Source organism: Pseudomonas huaxiensis, assembly GCF_003231275.1.
Classification (GTDB): domain Bacteria; phylum Pseudomonadota; class Gammaproteobacteria; order Pseudomonadales; family Pseudomonadaceae; genus Aquipseudomonas; species Aquipseudomonas huaxiensis.
On record NZ_QKVL01000093.1, the window covers coordinates 1 to 4,329 of the forward strand.

Genomic DNA, 4,329 nt, shown 5'->3' on the forward strand with positions numbered 1-4,329 from the left:
ATGTTCTGATCCAGGGCTTCGGGCACGTGGCCCTGTTGCTTGGCCTCGGTCGAAACGGTCTGGCCGTTGGAAGTCATTGCGCCGAGATAGGGTTGGTCGCTGTGGACCAGCAAGGTGCCACGCTCGTAGTGAATGGCGTAATTGTCCAACGCCGAGCCGATGGCATCGCTGACAACGATTGCGTAAACCCCGGCCGCAGCACTTGAAAGTTCACCACTACTGCTGAGGCTGACCGATACAACGCTGTCGCCCCCCACCAGGCCGCGGGTTGTGTAGCCTTTCAACGCGATGCTTTGCCCGGCCACCTTGCTGACATTGTCGGCGGTGATGGTCAGTGCAGCCTTGGCGATATCGGCGGTGGTCGCCGAGGTATCGTTGACCAGGGTGTAGTTGGCAGCATCCGTACCGCCGAGGGTGATGCCAGTGATAGCGACGGCTTTGTTGTTCGCCGCGTTTTTGTTGGCGAAGGCGCCGGTGGCTGATACCACGTTCAATTCATCATTTGCGAGGCGGCCCGTGAAACCGGCTCCATCGTAGTTCAGGGTGGCCTCGATGCTGCCATCGTAGGTGCGGTTTACCGCAGTGATCCCGGTTATGGAATGGATGCTGGCCTTGCCGATATCAGCCGTCAGCCCGGTCGGCTGGACGAGGCTGTAGTTGTTCGCATCACTGCCGCTCAGGGCGAAGCCGGTAACGGTCACGGCCTTGTCGGCACCGGCGTTCTTGTCGGCAAAGCTGCCAACACCCGCGCCACTGAGAGAGACCCGATCCTGGCCGATGGCGCTGACCGCCGCGGTGCCAGTGAGGGTCGCCGCGTTGGTGGCGTCGTAGGTCTTGTTGCTGGCACCGATACCTGTCACCACCAGGTCTGCCTTGCTGATATCGGCCGTCAGCCCGATCGGCTGGACGAGGCTGTAGTTGCCCGCATCGCTGCCACTCAGGGTGTAGGTGACGGTCACTGCCTTGCCGGTGCCGGCATTTTTGTCGGCAAACGCCGCGCCGCCCGTATCGCTGATGATCACAGCATCCTGGCCAAAGACCGTGCCTGACAGCGCAGCCGTGCCCGTGAGGAGGGCGGAGTCGGTGCCGTCATAGGTCTTGTTGCTGGCGCTGATGCCGGTTATCGCCAGATCGGCTTTGTTGATGTTGGCCGTCAACCCGGTTGGCTGGTCGAGGGTGTAATTGTTCGCATCAGCGCCACTCAAGGTGTAGCCATTGACGGTAACAGCCTTGCCGGTGCCGGCGTTCTTGTCGGCAAAACTGGCAGCGCCAGTGCCACTGACGGAAACCTCGTCCTGGCCAATGGCATTGATCGTGGCGGTACCGCTCAAGGTGGCCGCACGGGTGCCGTCGTAAGTCTTGTTGGCAGCGCTGACACCGGACACCATCAGACCGGCTCGCGTGATCTCAGCCGTCAGCCCGGTTGGCTGGACGAGGTTGTAGTTGCCCGCATCACCGCCACTCAAGGTGTAGCCATTGACGATAACAGCCTTGCCGGTGCCGGCGTTCTTGTCGCCGAAGCTGGCAGAGCCGGTATCACTGACGAAAACCACATCCTGGCCAATGGCATTGATCGTGGCGGTACCACTCAGGGTCGCCGCCTGGGTGCCGTCGTAGATCTTGTTGTTGGCGCTGACACCCGCCACCGTCAGATCCGCCCGCGTGATCTCAGCCGTCAGACCGCTCGGCTGGATGAGGCTGTAGTTATCCGCATCGCTGCCACTCAGGGTGTAGGTGACGGTTACGGCTTTGCCGGTGCCGACGTTTTTGTCGGCAAAAGTAGCACTGCCGGTGTTGCTTATGGCCACCACATCCTGGCCAAAGACCGTGCCTGTCAGCGCAGCCGTGCCCGTGAGGATGGCGGAGTGGGTGCCGTCATAGGTCTTGTTGGTGGCACTGACGCCGCCCACTGCAAGACTGGCCTTGTCGATCCGGTAGCTGCCTTCGACAACACTGACGTCATACCCCTGCTGAGCGGAATACAAGCCGGTGACACCCAGGCCATAGGTGCCTGCGTTCCGGGTGGCGGCGCTCGTATAGCTTGCGCTGCCCAGCAGGCTGGCACGGTTGTCCGAAAGACTGTGGCGAACGCCCGCGACCTGGCCATTCGTGCCGTCGTAGGTCTTGCCCGTAACATCTGCGACCGTGACGGTCAGAGGCTTGAGGAGACTGCGCAGCAGCGGACCGGTATACCCTTCGTAGATGCGCCAGATAGCATCCGTCCCCCCCGTGCTGGCCATACTCCAGCCAGCAAAGGTGGATGCCTGAAGCAATTCGTCTGTGGTTTTGGCCGCGCCATTACTATTGCCGGTGAACGCTCCCGTGCTTCTCCCCCCGTTATTGATACTGTTGCCGCCGGCATCAGTGATGGCGTAGAAGCTGCTAGCGATGCTGCCGATGTTCCATCCGACCAGCCCGCCGACGGTGCCGCCGCCCATCACACTGCCTGTGGCATAGGCGTTACCGATGCTGCCCCCGTTTTTCCCGGCCAGCCCACCGACGTTGTCACTCCCCCTGACGCTGCCGGTGGCATAAGCGTTGCTGATGCTGCCATCGCTGCGTCCGACCAGCCCGCCGACGTAGAGGTCCCCCGAGACCCTGCCGGTGGCGAAGGCGTTGCTGATGCTGCCATCGCTGCGCCCAACCAGCATGCCGACGTCTGACCGGCCCGCCACGCTGCCTCCCACCAAACCTGTATTGCGGATCTCACTGCCACTGCCGGTGCGGCCAAAAAGGCCGATCCCGTCGGTGAAGGCACGGTCGATGGTCAGTTCGTCGATGGTATGGTTTTGCCCGTCAAAGGTACCGACGAAGTGGTTGCTTGCATCCCCCACCGACACGAACCCTGCCGTGCTCCACATGCCGCTGGCGTTGCGACCTGCCGTGGCGCTGGCGTCGATGTTCATCGCCAGCGTGTAGTGTGCGCCCAGGTTGTAGGCCATCAGTTGCAACTGGTGGGCGTTGCGAATGCTGATGCTGTATTCACTGGCGAGGAATGGGCGGGTCTGCCCTTCGATCATGATCCACTGCGTGACACCATTGGCATCGCTGGCCGCGTAGACGTCGCGGGTGCCATTGACGAGAGCCCAGTTGCCCAAGGCGGCATAGCTGCCAGGGGAGTAACGGTCGCTGTCAGTGATGGCAGTCGCGCCAGAGCTTGCGCCGTAGCTCTGTCCAGTGCTGCTGAGATCCCAGTAAGCGTTGCTGATGCTGCCACGGTTGAAACCAACCATCCCGCCGACATAAGTGCCCTGCCCCACGACGCTGCCGGTGGCATAGGCATTGCTGATGCTGCCCCCGTTTTGCCCGGCCAGCCCACCGACGTAGTCACTCCCCGAGACGCTGCCGGTGGCATAAGCGTTGCTGATGCTGCCAAAGTTAGCCCCGACCAGCCCGCCAGCACTGATGCCGCTACTCGTCACACTGCCGGTGGCATAGGCGTTGCTGATGCTGCCCGTGTTTTCCGAGACCAGCCCACCGACGCCCGTGCTACCCGAGACGCTGACGGTGGTGTAGACGTTACTGATGCGGCCAGCGTTCCTTCCGGCCAGCCCGCCGACGGCGACCGCCCCCACCACACTGCCCCCCACCAAACCAATATCGCGGATCTCGCTCTCACTGCCGGTGCGACCGAACAGCCCCACTAGCATGATGTCGGTGCGGTTGATGGTGAGATTGGCAAGGGCGTGACCCAGCCCTGCGAGACGGCCAGTGAATTCATTATTGGCAAAGATATCGCCCACCGGCAGCCAGTTGGCGATGCTGCTCAGGTCGATATCACTGCCCACGGCATAGTTACCGCTCAAGCGCTTGTTCATGTTCTGTAAATCAGCAGCATTGTTGACCACGGTGTAAGTGATCTTCGCGCCCGTGGTGCCTTTCTGCGTGCTGAAGTTATCACCGCTTTGCAGGTTGACAGGCGCCTTGATGACGTAGTCCGCGGTGCCACCGTCGGCACTGCCCTGGCCGTAGCGCAGCGCGACCTTGCCGCTGGCATGTTCGGCAGTGATGGCGGCGTTGACGTTGATGTTGCGCTCCGCGTTCAGGGTGAGCGTATTGCCGCTGTTCCAGGTGATCGCATCGTTGACGTGGATGTCGCCGTTGCCTGCCGCAGTGCCCATGGTCGCGGTCTGGATTTCGAAATTGTTGCTCTGCACCGCCGCCGATACCGACGCGCCAGTCATGTTGCCGCCGCTGGCAGCGATGGTGAAGTCGTTGGGGTCGATCAGCCAGGTGCCGGTCTTGCCGGACGCAGCCTTGGTGGTGACTTTCGCGCTGTCAGCGACGTTGACGTGAGCGCCCGAGGTTTCGATGAAACCGCCCTTGCCA

General features: G+C 62.0%; 1 protein-coding gene. It reads right to left on the bottom strand.

Annotation, left to right across the window (positions count from 1 at the left end; translation table 11 throughout):
- Positions 1 to 4,329: beta strand repeat-containing protein (locus DM374_RS32120; protein WP_225422666.1), on the bottom strand; the 4,329-nt coding region annotated here is incomplete at both ends.